The organism is Serratia sp. FS14 (assembly GCF_000695995.1).
Classification (GTDB): domain Bacteria; phylum Pseudomonadota; class Gammaproteobacteria; order Enterobacterales; family Enterobacteriaceae; genus Serratia; species Serratia nematodiphila.
The window spans coordinates 1,299,644-1,316,505 of the sequence record NZ_CP005927.1; the positions used below are offsets into that span (position 1 = coordinate 1,299,644).

Here is a 16,862-nt window from a genome sequence, read left to right on the forward strand (position 1 = left end):
GSGWAGTTCMGMGAYYRSTTCTGATKKCGACAMGWGRGTKWAGMRGTTCGGMAKRAAAMAGAATTTGCYTGGCGGCAATAGCGCGGTGGTCCCACCTGACCCCATGCCGAACTCAGAAGTGAAACGCCGTAGCGCCGATGGTAGTGTGGGGTCTCCCCATGCGAGAGTAGGACACTGCCAAGCATCAAATAAAACWWCAAGCCTCATGCGAAWGYATGGGGCTWTWYGWWKTGTMTGYTATTTGGTGTTCTGCTCGAGCATGGGCATGCGAAAGGCCCGTCGGGAACGGGCCTTAACGCCGCTTGCGGCGGCCCCGCAGGGGAGAGTCTCAGGATGAGACGAATACTGTAGGACACTGCCAAGCATCAAATAAGCCAAGAGGCCATCCGAAAGGATGGCCTTTTTGCTTTTCATCCGCTTTACTCCCTCTGCTTATATCCCGGCGCAGGCTGCGCAATGAAACATTTTCACCTTTCCGCTGAATGCTCGACAGCGACGAAAAAAAACGCTATCTTCGGGCATCTAGAAGTCTAAACGTATAAATGGATGTGTGAGGGTTAAGCAATGCCGATTCGTGTTCCTGATGAGTTACCTGCGGTCAATTTCTTGCGCGGTGAGAATGTCTTCGTGATGACATCCTCGCGGGCAAAAACACAGGAAATCAGGCCGCTGAAAGTGCTGATCCTCAACCTGATGCCAAAGAAGATCGAAACGGAAAACCAGTTTTTGCGCCTGCTTTCCAACTCGCCGCTGCAGATTGATATCCAGCTGCTGCGTATCGACAGCCGCGAATCGAAGAACACGCCGGCCGAGCATCTGAATAACTTCTATTGTGACTTCGAGGATATCCAGAATGAGAACTTCGATGGTTTGATCGTCACCGGCGCGCCGCTGGGGCTGGTTGATTTCTGCGATGTTGCCTATTGGCCGCAGATCGAACGGGTGATTGACTGGGCCAAAAACCACGTCACCTCCACGCTGTTCGTATGCTGGGCGGTACAAGCGGCGTTGAACATCCTGTACGGCATTCCCAAGATGACGCGCGAAGTGAAGCTCTCCGGCGTTTATCCGCACCAAACGCTGCAGCAGCATGCGTTGCTGACGCGCGGCTTCGACGAAAGCTTCCTGGCGCCGCACTCACGCTATGCCGATTTCCCGACCGAGGTGATTCGCCAATATACCGACCTGGATATTCTGGCCGAATCCGAGCAGGCCGGCGCCTACCTGTTCGCCAGCAGGGATAAGCGCCTGGCGTTTGTCACCGGCCATCCTGAGTATGATGCCCTGACCCTGGCCGGGGAGTATTGTCGCGACAACGAAGCTGGCCTCGATCCTGCCGTACCGCTCAACTACTTCCCCGATGACAACCCCGCACTGACACCGAAAGCCACCTGGCGCAGCCATGGCCACCTGCTGTTTTCCAATTGGCTCAACTATTACGTCTACCAGATCACGCCTTACGATCTGCGCCATATGAATCCGACTCTCGACTGATCTTTTCTGCCTGCCGGCGGCTGAATCGAGGCCGCCGCGCTGTTGATCCTCCGCACGATCCCCTTTTTACCGGTCACTTTCCCCAAAAAACCATTGGCCAACAACGCGTTAGCCTATCTTTGCGATTCTATTGGAACCAGTTTCCTTCCCTGTTGGTTATGTTATTTGTTCTAACTAATTGATAATAAAGTGTTAATAAAATATTTAACAATAAAATGGAAATGGTTTTTGATTTTTGTTTTTTGTTGAGTATTCTTAGAGCTATCGGGATGAGATCTGACCAGTTTAGGATCGTTTCATCCGCCCTGATCCACAGTGATTTCTGATGAAAATGCGCCGGTCGCTCGGGCGCAATGATGGGAAGGAGCAAGGTCATGACGCAACAGATAGCAGGCACGGAGTTAAGGTTTACCCAGGGTTTCGCCGCAGCGGAGCGCCAGGTATTAACGGATGAAGCGGTTGAATTCCTGGCGGAACTGGTGGCGAAATTCACGCCGCGGCGCAATGAGCTGCTGGCGGCGCGTGCCCGCTGGCAGCAAAATATCGATCGCGGCGAGCTACCTGGATTTATTTCGGAAACTAATTCCATTCGTGAAGACGACTGGCAGATCCGCGGCATCCCGCAAGACCTGCGCGATCGCCGGGTCGAGATCACCGGGCCGGTAGAACGCAAGATGGTGATCAATGCGTTGAACGCCAACGTAAAAGTATTTATGGCGGACTTCGAAGACTCCCTGGCGCCAAGCTGGGACAAAGTCATCGACGGTCAAATCAACCTGCACGATGCGGTTAACGGCACCATCTCCTACACCAATGAAGCCGGCAAGATCTACCAGCTGAAACCGAATCCGGCGGTGTTGATCGCTCGCGTGCGCGGCTTGCACCTGCCGGAGAAACACGTCTTGTGGCGTGATGAAGCCATCCCCGGCGGCCTGTTCGATTTCGCGCTGTACTTCTACCACAACTATCGTCAGCTGTTGGCCAAGGGCAGCGGCCCGTATTTCTACCTGCCGAAAACCCAGTCCTGGGAGGAAGCGGCCTGGTGGAGCGATGTCTTCAGCTTTACCGAGGATCGTTTCGATCTGCCACGTGGCACCATCAAGGCGACCGTGCTGATCGAAACCCTGCCGGCGGTGTTCCAGATGGACGAGATCCTCTATCACCTGCGCGATCACATCGTCGGCCTGAACTGCGGCCGCTGGGATTACATCTTCAGCTACATCAAAACGCTGAAGAACCACGGCGATCGTGTGCTGCCTGATCGTCAGTCGGTGACCATGGAGAAACCTTTCCTCAGCGCCTATTCACGTCTGTTGATCAAAACCTGTCATAAGCGCGGCGCCTTCGCCATGGGCGGCATGGCGGCGTTTATCCCGAGCAAAGACGCTGAGAAAAACGCCTGGGTGCTGAACAAGGTGCGGGCGGATAAAGAGCTGGAGGCCAACAATGGCCACGATGGCACCTGGGTGGCGCACCCGGGGCTGGCGGACACGGTGATGGAGGTGTTCGGCAAGGCATTGGGCGATCGCCAGAATCAGCTGGACGTGATGCGTGAGCAGGATTCGCCAATCAGCGCCGCGCAGCTGTTGGAACCATGCGACGGCGAACGCACCGAAGCGGGGATGCGCGCCAATATCCGCGTGGCGGTGCAGTACATCGAAGCCTGGATCTCCGGCAATGGCTGCGTGCCTATCTATGGGTTGATGGAAGATGCCGCGACGGCGGAGATCTCCCGTACCTCTATCTGGCAGTGGATCCACCACGAGAAGAGCCTGAACGACGGGCGCCCGGTCACCAAGGCACTGTTCCGCCAGATGTTGCAAGAAGAGATGTTGGTGGTGCGTGAAGAAGTAGGGGAAGCGCGCTTTAACGCCGGCCGGTTCGAAGAGGCGGCGCGCCTGATGGAGCGCATCACCACGCAAGATGAATTAATCGATTTCCTGACGTTGCCCGGCTATGAGCTGCTGGCCTGAACTTTCCCAATCAACCCTACATGACTGAAAGGATAAAAATTATGTCTACCTCTCGCTCTCAACAGATCCAGCAGCTGGAACAGGAATGGAAATCGGCCCGTTGGGAAGGCATCACCCGCCCTTACAGCGCCGAAGACGTGATCAACCTGCGCGGTTCGGTCAACCCGGAATGTACCCTGGCGCAAAACGGCGCCGCCAAACTGTGGGCGTTGCTGAACGGCAAGGCGCGCAAAGGCTACGTGAACTGCCTGGGCGCGCTGACCGGTGGCCAGGCGCTGCAGCAGGCTAAAGCCGGCGTCGAGGCTATCTACCTGTCCGGCTGGCAGGTGGCGGCCGACGCCAACAGCGCGGCGGCCATGTACCCTGACCAGTCGTTGTATCCGGTGGACTCGGTGCCGAAGGTGGTCGAGCGCATCAACAACACCTTCCGCCGCGCCGATCAGATCCAGTGGGCGAACCAGATTGAGCCGGGCAGCAAAGGCTACACCGATTACTTCCTGCCGATTGTCGCCGATGCGGAAGCCGGCTTCGGCGGCGTGCTGAACGCCTTCGAGCTGATGAAAGCGATGATTACCGCCGGGGCCGCCGGGGTGCACTTCGAAGATCAGCTGGCGGCGGTGAAGAAATGCGGCCATATGGGCGGCAAAGTGCTGGTGCCGACGCAAGAAGCGATCCAGAAACTGGTCGCCGCGCGCCTGGCGGCCGACGTGCTCGGCGTGCCGACGCTGGTGATCGCCCGTACCGACGCCGATGCGGCCGACCTGCTGACCTCTGACTGCGATCCGTATGACAGCGCCTTCGTCACCGGCGAGCGTACGGCGGAAGGCTTCTTCCGCACCCATGCCGGCGTCGAGCAGGCGATCAGCCGCGGCCTGGCCTATGCCCCTTACGCCGATATGGTGTGGTGCGAAACCTCAACGCCGGATCTGGATGCCGCTCAGCGCTTCGCCGACGCCATTCACGCCAAATACCCGGGCAAGCTGCTGGCCTACAACTGCTCGCCGTCGTTCAACTGGAAGAAGAACCTCGACGATCAGACCATCGCTCGCTTCCAGCAGGCGCTGTCGGACATGGGCTACAAGTATCAGTTCATCACGCTGGCGGGCATCCACAGCATGTGGTTCAACATGTTCGACCTGGCGCACGCCTATGCGCAGGGCGAGGGCATGAAACACTACGTCGAGAAGGTGCAGCAGGCGGAGTTCGCCGCGGTGGATCGCGGTTACACCTTTGCGTCGCACCAGCAGGAGGTGGGCACCGGCTACTTCGACAAGGTCACCACCATCATTCAGGGCGGCGCCTCTTCGGTCACCGCGCTGACCGGTTCGACGGAAGAACAGCAGTTCTGATGCGGCAAGCTTGAAGACGTTTCACCCGGAGCCTGCATGCGCAGGCTTCTTTTTCTGGCGGGGGTAAGGATGGCGGCAAAACTGGAGTTGTTGATCGCACAGACGATCCTGCAGGGCTTCGATGCGCAGTACGGCCGCTTTTTGGAGGTGACCGCCGGCGCGCAGCAGCGCTTCGAGCAGGCGGACTGGCCGGCGGTGCAGCAGGCGATGAAAAAGCGCATCCATCTGTATGACCATCACGTCGGCCTGGTGGTGGAGCAGCTCAAATGCATCACCGGGCAGAAATATTTCGACGCCGACTTCCCCAGCCGGGTCAAAGCGGTTTATATCGATCTGCTGCCGGACTACCCGCGTTTCGAGATAGCCGAAAGCTTTTTTAACTCGGTCTACTGCCGGCTGTTCAAGCATCGCGATCTGACGCCGGACAAGCTGTTCGTGTTCAGTTCGCAGCCGGAACGGCGCTTTCGCGACATTCCGCGTCCGCTGGCGCGCGATTTCACCTCCAATGGCGATCTGCCGGCGATGCTGCGCAGCGTGCTGAGCGATCTGCCGCTGCGGTTGCCGTGGGAAGATTTGACGCGCGATATTCGCTACATCACTCAGGCGCTGCAGCGCGCCTTCAGTCCGCAGCAACTGGCGGGGGCCACCTTTCAGATCGCCAACGAACTGTTCTATCGCAACAAGGCCGCCTGGCTGGTCGGCAAGCTGCGCCTGGCTGACGGCGTTTATCCGTTCTTGCTGCCGATCCACCACAGCGAGTCGGGCGCGCTGTTTATCGATGCCTGCCTGACCGGTAAGGCCGAGGCCAGCATCGTCTTCGGCTTCGCCCGTTCTTATTTCATGGTCTACGCGCCGCTGCCGGCGGCGATGGTCGAGTGGCTGCGCGAGATCCTGCCGGGCAAGACCACCGCCGAGCTGTACATGGCGATCGGCTGCCAGAAGCACGGCAAAACCGAATGCTACCGCGAATACCTGACCTTTATGGCGCAGTCGCAGGAGCAGTTCATCATCGCGCCGGGGGTGAAGGGCATGGTGATGCTGGTGTTTACCCTGCCGTCCTTCGATCGGGTGTTTAAAGTGATCAAGGACGAATTCGCCCCGCAAAAAGAGGTGACGCAGGCGCAGGTGATGGCCTGCTATCAGCTGGTGAAAGAGCACGATCGCGTCGGGCGTATGGCGGATACCCAAGAGTACGAAAATTTCGTCGTCGACAAGGCGCGCCTCAGCCCGGAACTGTTGGCGGAGCTGCGGCGCGAAGTGCCGGGCAAACTGGAAGATCTCGGCGATCGCATTGTGATTAAGCACCTGTATATGGAACGGCGCATGACGCCGCTGAATCTGTATCTGGAGCAGGCCAACGACCAGCAGATGCGCGATGCGATTGAAGAGTACGGCAACGCGATCAAGCAGTTAGCCGCCGCCAATATCTTCCCCGGCGACATGCTGTTCAAGAACTTCGGCGTGACGCGCCACGGGCGGGTGGTGTTCTATGACTACGACGAGATTTGCTACATGACTGAGGTCAACTTCCGCGATATCCCGCCGCCGCGTTATCCGGAAGATGAGTTGGCCAGCGAGCCGTGGTACAGCATCGCGCCCAACGACGTGTTCCCGGAAGAGTTCCGCCACTTTCTGTGCGGCGATCGGCGCATTCGGCAGGTGTTTGAAGAGCTGCACAGCGATCTGTTTACCGCGGAGTATTGGCGCGGGTTGCAGCAGCGCATCCGCGAAGGGCATGTGGAAGACGTATTTGCTTATCGCAAGAAGCAGCGGTTCAGCCAGCGCAGCGGGGCGGCGCTGCCGGCCGCCACCGCTGCGATGTAAATCAGGCCTCGGCGCCCGCGACGGCGGCGCGCGCCAGTTCAGTGATGCGCGCGTAGTCGCCGCTTTCGAGCGCGTCCGCCGGCACCAGCCAGGAGCCGCCGATGCACAGCACGCTTTTCAGCGCCAGATAGCTGCGGTAGTTGTCCGGTGAGATGCCGCCGGTCGGGCAGAAGCGCACCTGCGGGAACGGGCCGCCGATCGCCTGCAGCGCTTTTACGCCGCCGTTGGCTTCCGCCGGGAAGAATTTAAACTCGCGCAGGCCGTAATCCATGCCCTGCATCAGTTCGGAAACGGTGCTGATGCCCGGGATCAAGGGAATGGAACCGGCGGTGGCGGCTTTGAGCAGCTCGTCGGTCAGGCCTGGGCTGATGGCGAACTGCGCACCGGCTTCGGTCACTTCCCGCAGCTGCTGCGGATTGATCACCGTACCGGCGCCGATGATCGCTTCCGGCACCTCTTGGGCGATGGCGCGAATGGCGTCCATGGCGCAGGCGGTGCGCAGCGTCACCTCCAGCACCCGCACGCCGCCGGCGACCAGCGCTTTCGCCAACGGCACCGCATGTTCCAGCTTGTTGATCACGATGACCGGCACCACCGGCCCCGCCGTCAGGATCTGCTCGGCGCTTGTTGTCCACTTGTTCATGCTGACGTTCTCCTCTGTGGCCGCCGCCAGGCGGCGATGCGGCCAGGCTATCGATTAAAATTTGATGCAGCAGGCGCCCTGCTCGGCGCCGGACAGCTGGCTGCGCAGCGCGCCGAACAGCTCGCGGCCGCAGCCGATGTGTTCCGCGCTCAGATCGGGTTGGCATGGCGTGCGCCGGGCCAGTTCGTCGGCGTCGACCAGCACCTGCAGCTCGCCGCTGCGGCCGTTGACGCGGATCGGATCGCCGTCGCGCACTTTCGCCAGCAGGCCGCCGGTATAGGCTTCCGGGGTGATGTGGATGGCGGAAGGCACCTTGCCGGAGGCGCCGGACAGGCGGCCGTCGGTCACCAGCGCCACTTTGAAGCCGCGATCCATCAGCACGCCCAGCGGCGGCATCAGCTTGTGCAGCTCCGGCATGCCGTTGGCCTGCGGCCCCTGGAAGCGCACCACCACCACGCAATCGCGATCCAGCTTGCCGGCTTCGAACGCCGGCACGATATCGTGCTGGCTGTCGAACACCACCGCCGGCGCTTCGATGATCTGGTTATCAGCGGGCACCGCCGAGGTTTTCATCACCGCGCGGCCCAGATTGCCGGCCATCACTTTGGTGCCGCCGTGATGTTCGAACGGCTGGGCCACGCTGGCGATCACGCTGGCGTCGAGCGAGCCGGCCACGCCTTCGCGCCACACCAGTTGGCCGTTATCCAGCCACGGTTCCTGGGTGTAGCGGCGCAGGCCGAAACCGGCCACGGTATGCACGTCTTCGTGCAGCAGGCCGTGTTGCAGCAGCTCGCGCACCACCAGCGGCACGCCGCCGGCGGCCTGGAACTGGTTGATGTCGGCCGGGCCGTTCGGATAGATACGGCACAGCAGCGGCACCGCCTCCGACAGCTCCGAGAAATCGTCCCAGGTAATGATGATGCCCGCCGCCCGCGCCATCGCCACCAGATGCATGGTCAGGTTGGTTGAGCCGCCGGTCGCCAGCAGCGAGACGATGCCGTTCACCACCACTTTCTCGTCCACCAGGCGGCCGATCGGCAGGTAGTTGCCGGCGGTATCGGTCAGTCGGGTCACCTGGCGCGCGGCGGCGTCGTTCAGCGCGTCGCGCAGCGGCGTGTCAGGATGGACGAAGGAGGCGCCCGGCAGATGCAGACCCATCACTTCCATCACCATCTGGTTGGTGTTGGCGGTGCCGTAGAAGGTGCAGGTGCCGATGCCGTGATAAGAGGCCGCCTCGGCCTCCAGCAGCGCCAAACGGTCGGCCTTGCCCTCGGCGTACAGCTGGCGCACGCGCACTTTTTCCTTGTTCGGCAGGCCGCTGCTCATCGGGCCGGCCGGCACGAACAGCGCGGGCAGGTGGCCGAAGGAGAGGGCGGCCATCACCAGCCCCGGCACGATCTTGTCGCAGATGCCGAGGAACAGCGCGCCGTCGAACATATTGTGCGACAGGCCGACGGCGGCCGACATGGCGATCACGTCACGGCTCATCAGCGACAGCTCCATGCCGTCCTGCCCCTGCGTCACGCCGTCGCACATCGCCGGCACGCCGCCGGCCACCTGGCCCACGGCGCCCACCGCCTTCAGCGCCTGTTTCAGCCGCTGTGGGTAATGTTCGTACGGCTGGTGGGCCGACAGCATGTCGTTGTAGGCGGTGATGATGGCGATATCGCTGCGCACCATGTTTTTCAGCGACGCCTTGTCATCGGGCTGACAGGCGGCGAAACCGTGGGCCAGGTTGCCGCAGGCGAGCTGCGCGCGGTGGACGGTTTGGGAGCGGGCCGCCTCGATACGCGCCAGATAGGCGGCGCGGCTGGCCTGGGAACGGTCGATGATGCGCTGTGTGACACGGGACAAGGTTGGATTAATCATGCCTTCCTCACATTGCTGTTGTTATAGTCGCCGCCTGTGGCGGTGCCCCCGGGGGTGATTTGCAGCCCTGGTGTGCAAGGCCGGGGGCGATTTAGGATTTAAAACATCGTGAATGCAATCATGCCGATGGCGCCGCCGACGCTGCCCAGAATGGTTTCCATCACCGTCCAGGTTTTCAGCGTTTGCAGTTCGTTGGCGCCGGTGAATTTGCCGAACAGCCAGAAGCCGGCGTCGTTGACGTGGCTCAGCACGATGGAGCCGCCGGCGATGCAGATGGCCAGCGCGGCCAGTTGCCCGCCGCTGAGCCCGAGCTGGCTGGTGACCGGCAGCACCAGGCCGACGGTGGTCAGGCAGGCGACGGTGGCCGAGCCCTGGATCACCCGCACCATGGCGGAGAGCGCAAAGGCGGCCACGGCGATCGGCAGGCCGGCGCCGATCATGGCGTCACCCAGCGCCGGCCCGACGCCGGAATCCACCAGGATCTGCTTGAACACCCCGCCGGCGCCGGTCATCAGCAGGATGATCCCGGCCGGCTGCACCGCGGCGGAGCAGATGGCCAGCGTCTGTTCGTTGCTCATGCCGCGCGGCTTCGCCAGACCGTAAATCACGATCAGGCAGGCCAGCAGGATGGCGGTGAACGGGTGGCCGATAAACTCCAGCCACTGCTGCAGCTGCGAGCCGGGGGTGACCAGCCGCGCGCCGATGGTTTTCATGCCGACCAGCACCAGCGGGCACAGCACCAGCGCCAGGCTGAAGCCGAACGACGGCAGATTGCCCTTGGTCAGCGTCGGCTCATTCTCTTCCGGCGGCATCGGCCAGTTGACGAAACGGCTGATAAAGCTGCCGTACAGCGGGCCGGCGATCAGCATGCCGATCACCGCCGCTACCAGGCCGATGGCGATCATCCAGCCGAAATCGGCCTTCATCTGCGACGCCAGCAGCATCGGCACCGGCCCCGGCAGCAGGAAGGAGGCGGCGGCGGCCACGCCGGCGAACAGCGGAATAGCCAGCTTGACGATATTGCCGTCGGTGCGGCGCGCCACGGCGAACACGATGCCGATCAGCAGCACCACCGCCACGTCGAAGAACAGCGGCAGCGCGCAGATCAGCCCGGCGATGCCGAGCGCGTAGTGCGCCTTGCTTTGTCCGAATCGTTTCAGCAATTGCGCCGCAATTTGATCGAGCGCGCCGACCTCATGCAGGATCTTGCCGAACATCGCCCCGAGCGCCACCACGATCGCCAGGAAGCCCAGCGTGTCGCCCATGCCTTTTTGCATGGTGTCGGCGATGTGTTCCAGCGGCATGCCGGAGAAAATGCCGGCGGCGATGGACACCAGCATCAGCGCGACGAAGGCGTGCATGCGCGCCTTCATCACCAGGAATAACAGCAGTAAAACCGAGCCGACTGCGGTACCGACCAGCGTTACGGTACTCACGCGCACACGTCCTGCGGCAGGAAGCTCTGGATATGGCGCACGGTATCGGCGATCACCGCGTCCAGCGGCTGATTGATGTCGATCGCCATCACGTCGTTCTCGTCGGCGCCCGGTTGCTCCAGCGCGGCGAACTGGGTGACCAGCATCTGCGGCTTGAAGAAGTGGCCGTTGCGCGCCGCCAGGCGGGATTCGATCACCGGGAACTCACCGTGCAGATAGATGAATGACAGGTTGCCGTTGCCGGCGCGCAGGCGGTCGCGATACTGCTTTTTCAACGCCGAACAGACGATGATCGACACGCTGTTGGTGCGCTGCATGGCGAAGGCGGCGTCGTTGAGCGCTGCCAGCCACGGCGCGCGATCGTCGTCGTTCAACGCCTCGCCGGCGGCCATCTTCAGGATGTTGCTGCGCGGGTGCAGGAAGTCGCCGTCGAGGAAGCCGGCAGAGAGTTGGCGGGCGGCGGCGGCGGCGACGGCGGACTTGCCGCTGCCGGAAACGCCCATAACGACGTAAATGCGATTTTGATTGTTGGTCATGGCTTGGCTCCAAAACACCGGGTGACGTTACCTTCGTTCAGCTTGATTGTTACCGGTAACATGTTATCGGTAACATTGTCGAAGGAAGTTTGAGCGGTTGCAATGGGCTTTCGCCGTGAGGATCGTTAACTGTGATCGGCTTCAAGCTTTTTTCCTGTGCGCTAAACAGGATGCCGACAGCCTGTTACATGCTGACAACAGAACAGAGCGGGGGAACAAGGGCGCGCTGCGGCGCCCCTCGGATGGACAGGATTAGCGCACGCCGCCGTAGGCCAGGCTGATCTCTTTCGACGCGTGGATCACCAGCGCGCCCAGCTCGATCACGCGATCGTCAGTGATGCGCGACACCGGGCCGGAGATGGAAATGGCGGCGAAGGCTTCGCGGTGTTCGTCGAAGATGCAGGCCGCCACGCAGCGCAGGCCGAGCGCGTGCTCTTCGTCGTCAAAGGAGAAGCCCTGTTTGCGGATCTGCGCCAGCCCCTCTTTCAGGTTGTGCGGCGTCAGGGTATGCGGCGTGTAGGTGTGCATGCCTTTCTTATGCAGCAGTTTGGTCACCTGATCGTCCGGCAGGGTGGCGAGGAACGCTTTGCCGGCGCCGGAGGCGTGCATCGGCAGTTTGCCGCCGATCGGCGCCGACATGCGCATCAGCGCCGTGCACTGCACCTGATCGATGATGATCGCCTGGTACTCGCTGGTATCCAGCACCGCCAGGTTGACGGTTTCGCCGGACTCTTCCATCAGGCGGCGCAGCGTCGGATGCACCATCGCCAGCAGGTTGCGGCTTTGCAGGAAGCTGCTGCCGACCACAAAGGCGTGCGAGCCGATGGTCCACAGGCCGAGATCGCCGACCTGGCGCACGAATCCCTGCTGCTGCATGGTGGTGAGCAGGCGGTGAGTGGTGGAGTTCGGCAGGCCGGCCTGCTGGGCCAGATCGGTCAGCGCCACGTTGCCCTGGGCTTCCGAAATATATTCCAACAGTTTCAGGCCACGGGTCAACGATTGTACCTGACCGGTCGCCGCACTGGCGGCGGGGGCTGCTGCGCGGGGCTTCTTGCCGCGCTTGGCGGGAGCAGGGGTGGCCATGGGTGAGATTCCTTTTTCCGTATGATGGAATTCATTTTCGTTTTTTGCCGATGAATTGCAAGCCGCCGTCAGCTCATCGGAGGTGTTGGCGCACAACCTGAAAAACTCTCAATTGTTGCCTGGCCCTTTGTCCTTACAAGCTGTGCTAGGATGACTCGTTGGTGTTTGCGGCAGTTGAGCAATGGGCTGGATGGCAATGGAAGGGGTTACAGTGACGAATCGAGTAGAACAACTGCGCCGCCAGTTAGCGCAGCGCATTTTGGTGTTGGACGGCGGCATGGGCACCATGATCCAGAGCTACCGTCTGGATGAGCGCGATTTCCGCGGTGAGCGTTTCGCCGACTGGCGCAGCGATCTGAAAGGCAATAACGATCTGCTGGTGCTGACCAAGCCGGAAGTGATCACCGCCATTCATTACGCCTATCTCGAGGCGGGCGCTGATATCCTTGAGACCAATACCTTCAACGCCACCTCCATCGCCATGGCCGACTACCATATGGAGTCGCTGTCCGCCGAGATTAACTATCAGGCCGCCTGCCTGGCGCGCGCCTGCGCCGACGAATGGACGGCGCGCACGCCGGAAAAACCGCGCTACGTCGCCGGGGTGTTGGGGCCGACCAACCGCACCGCGTCCATCTCGCCGAACGTCAACGATCCGGCGTTCCGCAACATCTCGTTCGATGAACTGGTGGCGGCTTACCGCGAATCGACCCGCGCGCTGGTGGAGGGCGGCGTCGATCTGATCATGATCGAGACCATCTTCGACACCCTCAACGCCAAGGCCGCCGCTTTTGCGGTGGAAACCGAATTCGAAGCGCTGGGGGTGGAACTGCCGATCATGATTTCCGGCACCATCACCGACGCCTCCGGCCGCACCCTGTCCGGCCAGACCACCGAAGCGTTTTACAATTCGCTGCGCCACGTCAAGCCGCTGACCTTCGGCCTGAACTGCGCTCTGGGGCCGGATGAGCTGCGTCAGTACGTCGCCGAGCTGGCGCGCATCTCGGAGACCTACGTCACCGCGCACCCGAACGCCGGTTTGCCGAACGCCTTCGGCGAATACGATCTGGATGCGGCCGAGATGGCGCGCCAGGTCGGGGAGTGGGCGCAGGCCGGCTTCCTCAATATCATCGGCGGTTGCTGCGGCACCACGCCGGAACATATCGCCGCGATGGCCAAGGCGGTCGAGGGCGTGCCGCCGCGCCGGCTGCCGGATATACCGGTCGCCTGCCGCCTGGCCGGTCTGGAACCGTTGACCATCGACGCCAACACCCTGTTCGTCAACGTCGGCGAGCGCACCAACGTCACCGGTTCGGCGCGATTCAAGCGCCTGATCAAAGAAGAGAAATACAACGAGGCGCTCGACGTGGCGCGACAGCAGGTCGAAAGCGGCGCGCAGATCATCGACATCAACATGGACGAGGGGATGCTCGATGCCGAAGCGGCGATGGTGCGTTTCCTCAACCTGATCGCCGGCGAGCCGGATATCGCCCGGGTGCCGATCATGATCGACTCCTCCAAGTGGTCCGTTATCGAGAAAGGCCTGAAATGCATTCAGGGCAAGGGCATCGTCAACTCGATCTCGATGAAGGAGGGCGAAGAGGCCTTTATCCACCACGCCCGGCTGGTGCGCCGCTATGGCGCCGCGGTGGTGGTGATGGCGTTCGACGAAGTGGGCCAGGCGGACACCCGCGAGCGCAAGTTCGAGATCTGTCGCCGCGCCTATAAAATTTTGACCGAACGCGTCGGCTTCCCGCCGGAAGACATCATTTTCGACCCGAACATCTTCGCCGTCGCCACCGGCATCGAAGAGCACAACAACTACGCCGTCGACTTTATCGAAGCCTGCGCCGACATCAAAACCCACCTGCCGCACGCGATGATCTCCGGCGGCGTGTCCAACGTGTCGTTCTCGTTCCGCGGCAACGATCCGGTGCGTGAAGCGATCCACGCGGTGTTCCTGTATCACGCCATTCGCAATGGCATGGACATGGGCATCGTCAACGCCGGGCAGCTGGCGATTTACGACGATCTGCCTGGCGAGCTGCGCGAGGCGGTAGAGGACGTGATCCTCAACCGTCGTGAGGACGGCACCGAACGCCTGCTGGAGCTGGCGGAAAAGTACCGCGGCAGCAAAGACGGCGAAGCGGCGGTGCAGCAGGCGGAGTGGCGCGGTTGGCCGGTGGAAAAGCGGCTGGAGTATTCGCTGGTGAAGGGCATCACCGAGTTTATCGAGTTGGACACCGAAGAGGCGCGGCAGCAGGCCGAACGCCCGATCGAAGTGATTGAAGGGCCGCTGATGGCGGGGATGAACGTGGTCGGCGATCTGTTCGGCGAGGGCAAGATGTTCCTGCCGCAGGTGGTGAAATCCGCCCGCGTGATGAAGCAGGCGGTGGCCTACCTGGAACCGTACATCGAGGCCAGCAAGCAGCAGGGCACCTCCGCGGGGAAAATCCTGCTGGCGACGGTGAAGGGCGACGTGCACGACATCGGCAAGAACATCGTCGGCGTGGTGCTGCAGTGCAACAACTATGAAATCGTCGATCTGGGCGTGATGGTGCCGACGGAGAAAATCCTGCGCACCGCGCGCGAGGAGAACGTCGATATCATCGGCCTGTCGGGGCTGATCACGCCGTCGCTCGACGAGATGGTCAACGTGGCCAAAGAGATGGAGCGCCAGGGCTTTACCCTGCCGCTGCTGATCGGCGGCGCCACCACCTCCAAGGCGCACACCGCGGTGAAAATCGAGCAGAACTACAGCGGCCCGACCACCTACGTGCAAAACGCCTCGCGCACCGTGGGCGTGGTGGCGGCGCTGCTGTCCGCCACCCAGCGCGATGAGTTTGTGGCGCGCACCCGCAAAGAGTATGAAACGGTGCGCATTCAGCACGCGCGCAAAAAACCGCGCACGCCGCCGGTCGATTTGCACAAGGCGCGCGCCAACGCCATGGCGCTGGACTGGGCCGACTATCAGCCGCCGGCGCCACGGCAGCTTGGCGTATTCCCGGTGTCGGCCGGCATCGAGACGCTGCGCCACTATATCGACTGGACGCCGTTCTTCATGACCTGGTCGCTGGCGGGCAAATACCCGCGCATCCTGGAAGACGAGGTGGTGGGGGAAGAGGCCAAGCGCCTGTTCCACGACGCCAATCAGATGCTGGATCGGCTGGCCGCCGAGCGCAGCCTCAACCCGCGCGGCGTTTACGGCCTGTTCCCGGCCAACCGCGTCGGCGACGACGTGGAAGTGTACCGCGACGAACAGCGCAGCGAGGTGCTGGCGGTGAGCTGCCATCTGCGTCAGCAGACGGAAAAAACCGACTTCCCGAACTACTGCCTGGCGGACTTCGTGGCGCCGAAAAGCAGCGGCAAGGCCGACTACTTCGGTGCCTTCGCGGTGACCGGCGGGCTGGAGGAGGACGCGCTGGCGGCGGCGTACGACGCACAGCACGACGATTACAACAAAATCATGGTCAAGGCGCTGGCGGATCGTCTGGCGGAGGCTTTCGCCGAATACCTGCACGAACAGGTGCGCAAGTTGCACTGGGGTTATGCCGCCGACGAGAATCTGAGCAACGAAGAACTGATCCGCGAAAACTATCAGGGCATCCGGCCGGCGCCGGGCTACCCGGCCTGCCCGGAGCACACCGAAAAAGCGACCATTTGGCAGCTGCTGGACGTCAATCGCCACACCGGCATGGAACTGACGGAGTCCTTCGCCATGTGGCCGGGGGCGGCGGTGTCCGGCTGGTACTTCAGCCATCCTGAGAGCAAGTACTTCGCGGTGGCGCAGATCCAGCGCGATCAGGTGGAAGACTATGCGGCGCGTAAAGGGATGAGCGTGAGCGAGGTCGAACGCTGGCTGGCGCCAAACCTCGGCTACGACGCCGACTGACTTTCCTCTTTAAGGGCGCAGCGATGCGCCCTTGTCATTTACAGCGCTTCCACATCGATGTGCAGCGCGTCGTACCGCCAATACTCCAGGTCGCAATCGATCACCCGGTCATGTTGATCGCGATTCACCCGCGTAATGAACAGCGCCGGGCTGCCGTAGGTCACCTTCAGCATGGCGGCGGCCTGCTGCGGCAGCAGGGTGGGCAGCATGTCGAAACGTACCCGGCCGTAGTGAATGCCGTAGCGTGCGGCGTACAGCGCGGTCAGCGACTGGGTCAGATCTTCGTCCAGAATACCGGGGAAATAGGCCGGATTGAGGTAGTGCTCGCAGTACAGCACCGCGCGCCCGTCGATGTAGCGCAGCCGGCGAATGCGATAGGCCTGCGCGCCGGGAGGCAGCGCCAGGCGGCCGGCCAGCGGCGCGTCGAGCGTGACGACCGCGCTGTCGATCGCTTCGGTATGGGCGGCGCGCCCCTGCTGCTGCGCCATGGCGTGAAAATGGCTGCGCTGCAACGGGTTGTAGATCAAACGTGGAGGCGAGATGAACCAGCCGCGCCGCACCTGGCGGTAGATGACGCCCTGCGCCTCCAGCTGGCCGAGCGCCTCCTGCAAGGTAATGCGGGTGGTGGCGAACTGTTCGCTCAGGGCGCGCTCGGAGGGCAGCTTGCCGCCCGCGGCGAACTCGCCGGCGGTGATGCGGGCGCTCAGCGTTTGGCAGATGGTGGCGACGGTCGTCGGTGCTTCACTCATACAGCGGGTGTCCC

The 16,862-nt window shown here is 62.0% G+C and carries 11 protein-coding genes and 1 rRNA gene; 6 read left to right on the forward strand and 6 right to left on the reverse strand.

The annotated features are described in order from the left end of the window. Positions 1-67: 67 nt before the first annotated feature. The 5 genes from rrf (at position 68) to aceK (ending at position 6,640) form a co-directional block, all read left to right on the forward strand. A 5S ribosomal RNA gene (rrf, locus tag L085_RS05985) occupies positions 68-183 on the forward strand. Positions 184-564: 381 nt separating this feature from the next. Beyond that, positions 565-1,494 (forward strand): homoserine O-succinyltransferase, encoded by a 930-nt coding sequence (metA, locus tag L085_RS05990; RefSeq protein WP_004936623.1) that lies wholly within the window; start codon positions 565-567, stop codon positions 1,492-1,494. A gap of 374 nt (positions 1,495-1,868) precedes the next feature. Beyond that, positions 1,869-3,467, forward strand: coding sequence for a malate synthase A (gene aceB / locus L085_RS05995; RefSeq protein WP_044030307.1), 1,599 nt, complete (start codon positions 1,869-1,871; stop codon positions 3,465-3,467). Positions 3,468-3,508: 41 nt separating this feature from the next. Continuing rightward, positions 3,509-4,816, forward strand: a complete 1,308-nt coding sequence (gene aceA, locus L085_RS06000; RefSeq protein WP_004936630.1) for an isocitrate lyase — start codon at positions 3,509-3,511, stop codon at positions 4,814-4,816. A gap of 69 nt (positions 4,817-4,885) precedes the next feature. Further along, a complete protein-coding gene (gene aceK / locus L085_RS06005; RefSeq protein WP_033631950.1) occupies positions 4,886-6,640 on the forward strand; it encodes a bifunctional isocitrate dehydrogenase kinase/phosphatase in 1,755 nt (584 codons plus the stop codon). Between the two features lies 1 nt (position 6,641). Here aceK and L085_RS06010 read toward each other — a convergent pair whose 3' ends face one another. The 5 genes from L085_RS06010 to iclR form a co-directional block, all read right to left on the reverse strand. Beyond that, the gene (locus L085_RS06010; protein ID WP_004936635.1) at positions 6,642-7,283 is read right to left on the reverse strand and encodes a bifunctional 4-hydroxy-2-oxoglutarate aldolase/2-dehydro-3-deoxy-phosphogluconate aldolase; all 642 of its coding nucleotides are present in this window, start codon (positions 7,281-7,283) and stop codon (positions 6,642-6,644) included. Between the two features lie 54 nt (positions 7,284-7,337). Beyond that, positions 7,338-9,152, reverse strand: coding sequence for a phosphogluconate dehydratase (edd, locus tag L085_RS06015; RefSeq protein ID WP_044030309.1), 1,815 nt, complete (start codon positions 9,150-9,152; stop codon positions 7,338-7,340). A 98-nt stretch (positions 9,153-9,250) separates the two neighbouring features. Next, on the reverse strand, positions 9,251-10,588 hold the full coding sequence (gene gntU, locus L085_RS06020) for a gluconate transporter (protein ID WP_015379253.1): 1,338 nt from the start codon (positions 10,586-10,588) through the stop codon (positions 9,251-9,253). After that, positions 10,585-11,124, reverse strand: a complete 540-nt coding sequence (gene gntK / locus L085_RS06025; RefSeq protein ID WP_015379252.1) for a gluconokinase — start codon at positions 11,122-11,124, stop codon at positions 10,585-10,587. Before gntK ends, gntU begins: the two co-directional genes overlap by 4 nt. 252 nt (positions 11,125-11,376) lie before the next feature. Next, positions 11,377-12,207, reverse strand: coding sequence for a glyoxylate bypass operon transcriptional repressor IclR (gene iclR, locus L085_RS06030; RefSeq protein ID WP_021505158.1), 831 nt, complete (start codon positions 12,205-12,207; stop codon positions 11,377-11,379). Between the two features lie 196 nt (positions 12,208-12,403). Here iclR and metH point away from each other — a divergent pair, with 196 nt between their 5' ends. Then, entirely contained in the window at positions 12,404-16,099 is a 3,696-nt protein-coding gene (gene metH, locus L085_RS06035; RefSeq protein WP_144240651.1) for a methionine synthase, read from the forward strand. A gap of 38 nt (positions 16,100-16,137) precedes the next feature. On the opposite strand, the gene L085_RS06040 is transcribed toward metH, so the two are convergent. Beyond that, positions 16,138-16,848: a UTRA domain-containing protein gene (locus L085_RS06040; protein WP_015379250.1), complete on the reverse strand. Its 711-nt coding sequence runs from the start codon at positions 16,846-16,848 to the stop codon at positions 16,138-16,140. Positions 16,849-16,862: the final 14 nt, after the last annotated feature.